This window comes from Cellulomonas pasadenensis (assembly GCF_047229365.1).
Taxonomy (GTDB): domain Bacteria; phylum Actinomycetota; class Actinomycetes; order Actinomycetales; family Cellulomonadaceae; genus Cellulomonas.
In genome coordinates this window covers 1-3,980 of sequence record NZ_JBFTEP010000208.1, presented here as the reverse complement: position 1 = coordinate 3,980, position 3,980 = coordinate 1, and the positions used below count along the sequence as shown (strand labels likewise).

The 3,980-nt window shown below is 74.3% G+C and carries 4 protein-coding genes; all 4 read right to left on the bottom strand.

What is annotated here, in order from left to right; genetic code table 11:
• Nucleotides 1-850 (bottom strand): NADH-quinone oxidoreductase subunit J (locus AB6N23_RS17565; protein WP_412867258.1); only part of this gene is annotated, 850 nt, incomplete at its 3' end.
• Entirely contained in the window at nucleotides 847-1,530 is a 684-nt protein-coding gene (gene nuoI, locus AB6N23_RS17560; protein WP_412867259.1) for an NADH-quinone oxidoreductase subunit NuoI, read from the bottom strand. The genes nuoI and AB6N23_RS17565, both read right to left, overlap by 4 nt.
• Nucleotides 1,531-1,636: 106 nt before the next feature.
• Nucleotides 1,637-3,010, bottom strand: coding sequence for an NADH-quinone oxidoreductase subunit NuoH (gene nuoH / locus AB6N23_RS17555; protein ID WP_412867257.1), 1,374 nt, complete (start codon nucleotides 3,008-3,010; stop codon nucleotides 1,637-1,639).
• Nucleotides 3,007-3,980 (bottom strand): molybdopterin dinucleotide binding domain-containing protein (locus tag AB6N23_RS17550; protein WP_412867256.1); only part of this gene is annotated, 974 nt, incomplete at its 5' end. The genes AB6N23_RS17550 and nuoH, both read right to left, overlap by 4 nt.

Sequence of the window (3,980 nt, the reverse complement as noted above, 5' to 3'; positions counted from 1 at the left end):
ACCCGGCGCCGTTGGCCCAGCCGCCCGCGAGCACGCGGTCGATGCGGGCGGCGTACTCGCGCGCGTCGGCCTCCTGGCCGCGCACGCGCAGCACGCGCGGCACCGAGTGCTCGAGCGGCCGGCCGTCGGGCCCGAGGGCCGGCACGTCCATGGCGTTGTGCCGCGCGTAGACGCCGGGCGCGGGCAGCGGCACGAGGCTGCCGCCCTCGCGCACGCGGCGCTCGGCGAGCTCGCGCTGTCCGACGCGCGGGGTGAGGCGGCGGCGGTGCGTGAGCACGAGGGCGCCGAGCGCGGCGACGACGAGCAGGCAGCCGACGACCTCGAACGCGAGCACGTGGTCCCCGAAGACGAGCCGGGCCACGCCCACGGGGTTCGACGCGGCGTTCGCCTCGACGAGCCCGCGGGCCGGTGCGTACGTCGCCCGCCCGAGCACGCCGGCCAGCACGACGCCGAGCCCGAGGCCCGCGAGCACGCCGATCCACCGCTGCCCGCGGATCGTCTCCACGAGCGAGTCGGACCGGTCGACGCCCACGAGCATGAGCACGAAGAGGAACAGCATCATGACCGCGCCGGTGTACACGACGACCTGCGCGACGCCGAGGAACACGGCGTCCTGCGCGACGTAGAGGAACGCCAGCGACACCATCACGACGACGACCGCGAGCGCGGCGTGCACGGTCTTGCGGGCGAACAGCAGCCCGAGCGCGGCGAGCACCATGATCGGCGCGAGCACCCAGAACAGCACCGCCTCGCCGGTCGTCGTGCGCCCGGTCTCCTCGAGCGCGGCGGGCAGCACCGTCGGCAGCACGGTGGGCAGCGCGGCGTGCACGGTCGCGAGCGTGCCGCTCATCGGGCTCCTCCCTGGCGGCGCGCGGCGGCGGTGATGGCGGCCTGCGCCAGGCGCGTCCCGCCGAGGTCGGGCACGGTCGCGCCCTGCTCGGCGTTGACGGGCAGCGTCGGGTCGTCGGGACGGTGCTCGGCGACCCACGCGACCTGGTCCTCGGTCACGCCCGTGACGTCGCCCCGGTAGTAGTCCGTGTCCGTCGTGCCCTCGACCATCGGGTGCGGGCTCGCGAGCTGGCCGGAGCGCAGCGGTGCGAGCAGGTCCTGCTTCTCCCAGATCATGCCCGCGCGCGTGGGGCCGGCCAGCTCGTACTCGTTGGTCATCGTCAGCGCGCGCGTGGGGCACGCCTCGATGCAGAGGCCGCAGAAGATGCACCGCAGGTAGTTGATCTGGTAGACGCGGCCGTACCGCTCCCCCGGCGAGTACTGGGCGTCGGGGGTGTTGTCGGCGCCCTCGACGTAGATCGCGTCCGCGGGGCAGGCCCACGCGCACAGCTCGCAGCCGATGCACTTCTCCAGCCCGTCGGCGTACCGGTTGAGCTGGTGCCGCCCGTGGTAGCGGGGCTTGGTCGGCACCTGCTCGCGCGGGTACTGCTCCGTCACGGTCGGGCGGAACATGTTCGACAGCGTCACGCCGAACCCGCCGACGGGGGCGAGCAGCTCGGACAGGCCCGAGCGCTTCTCGATGAGCGACTCGTAGCCCTCGGCGGGCCGGTCGACCTCGCCGCCGCGCGGGGCGCGCTCGACGTCGCGGCCCTGCCGGCCGACGTCGCCGGTCGGCTTCTTCCTGCGCTCAGCCACCGCGCACCTCCTGCGGGGTCTCGGGTCCGGACGGGCCTGACGGGAGCGCCGCCGGGGCGGCGTCGGTCGCCGTCGCCGCGAGCCGGCGCTGGGCGCGCGGGGACGGCGGCAGCACCTGGCCGGGCAGCGGCGGGACGGGGTACCCGTCGCGGAACGGGTCGAACGGCTCGGGGTCCGCCGGTGGTCCCGGCGCGGGCTGCTTCTCGGGGATGAGGAACGACACGACGATCCCGACGACCACGACCCCCGCGAGGACGAACAGCGTGGTGCGCAGGTCGACGTCCCACAGCTGGCGGACGGCCTGCACGAGCGCCACCGCGACGACCCACACGAGCGCGGCCGGGATGAGCACCTTCCAGCCGATCTTCATGAACTGGTCGTAGCGGAAGCGCAGGACGGACCCACGGATCCACACGAACAGGAACATGAACAGCCACACCTTGGCGAGGAACCACAGCACGGGCCACCAGCCCTGCTGCAGGAAGCTGTCCGCCGGGACGAACGGGGCCCGCCAGCCGCCGAGGAACAGCGTCGTCGCCACCGCCGAGACGTTGAGCATGTTGATGTACTCGGCGAGGAAGAACCACGCGAACTTCATCGACGAGTACTCGGTCATGTAGCCGGAGACCAGCTCGCCCTCGGCCTCGGGGAGGTCGAACGGCAGGCGGTTCGTCTCGCCGACCATCGACACGAGGTAGATGACGAACGCGGGCAGCAGCGGCAGGAACCACCAGACCTGCGTCTGCGAGTCGACGATCTGCGACGTCGACATCGACCCGGCCATGATGAAGACGCTCACGAGCGACAGGCCCATGGCGAGCTCGTACGAGATGACCTGCGCGGTGGAGCGCACCCCGCCGAGCAGCGGGTACGTCGAGCTCGACGACCAGCCGCCGAGCACGATCCCGTACACCCCGACGGACGCGCACGCGAGGATGTAGAGCACCGCGACGGGGAAGTCGGTGAGCTGCAGCGGCGTCACGACGCCGAAGATGCTCACCTCGGGCCCGAACGGGATGACCGCGTAGACCAGCAGCGAGCAGAACACCGCGATCATCGGCGCGAGGATGTAGACGAGCTTGTCCGCCGCCTTGACGGTGACGTCCTCCTTGACGAGGAGCTTCATCGCGTCGGCGAGCGACTGCAGCAGGCCGAACGGGCCGTGCACGTTGGGGCCGGGCCGCACCTGCATGCGCGCGACGACCTTGCGCTCGAACCAGATCGCGACGAGCACGCTCGTCAGCAGGAACACGATGATCGCGACGGCCTTGAGCAGCCACACCCAGAACACGTCCTGGCTGAAGTCGGCGCTCACGCCGACCTGGGCGCCGTCACCGACGGCCGCCGGCAGCAGCAGCGGCCTCATGCGCGCTCCCCCTCGTCGATGCGGACGCCCGACACGGCGTCCGCGGTGTCCCCCGTGACCGGGCCGGTGGACGGCGCGGCGGCGGCGACCGGCGCGACGTCCGACCGGGCGGGCGCGAGCCGCACCACGGTGCCGGCACCGGCGCCCAGCACGTCGCGGACCGCGCAGCCGCGCGCGTTCGTCGGCAGCCACACCACGTGGTCCGGCATGTCGGTGACCAGCACGGGGAGCCGCACGGTGCCGCGGTCGGTCGCGACCTCCAGCTCGGCGCCGTCCGCGACGCCGACGGCCGCGGCCGTGGCGGCCGACACGCGCGCCAGCGGGCTCTTCGCCGTGCCGGCCAGGTACGGCTCGCCGTCCTGGAGGCGACCGCCGTCGAGCAGCAGGTGCCAGGTCGCGAGCACCGCGTGCCCCGGCGGGACGGCCGGCGGCTCCGCCACGTCGACGTCCGGCGCCGGCAGGCGTGCGCCGTCCCAGCCGCCGAGCTGGTCGAGCTCGGCGTGCAGGGCGGCGAGCGACCCCGTGCCGAGGTCGACGCCCATCGCGTCCGCGAGGCGGTCGAGCACGCGGTGGTCGGCCATCGACGTGCTCGTGAGCGCCTGCGCGAACGGGCGCGGGCGCCCCTCCCAGGTGACGAACGTGCCGGGCTTCTCCACCGGCGGCGCGACCGGCAGCACCACGTCCGCGCGGTCCGTGACCTCCGACGCGCGCACCTCGAGCGAGACGAGGAACGGCACGGCGTCCAGCGCCGCGCGCGCGAGCCGCGGGTCGGCGTGGTCGGCCGGGTCCACGCCGCCCACGACGAGGGCGCCGAGCCGGCGTTCCGCCGCGGCGCGCAGGATCTCGTCCGCGCTGCGGCCGGGCGTCGCGGGCAGGTCGTCCACGCCCCAGACGGCGGCCATGTCGACGCGCGCCGCCGAGTCGGCGACCGGCCGGCCGCCGGGCAGCAGGCCCGGCAGCGTGCCGGCCT

Excerpts from the sequence above, each read along its gene's own strand:
- nuoH (WP_412867257.1), bottom strand. The coding sequence starts at position 3,010 with ATGAGGCCGCTGCTGCTGCCGGCGGCCGTCGGTGACGGCGCCCAGGTC.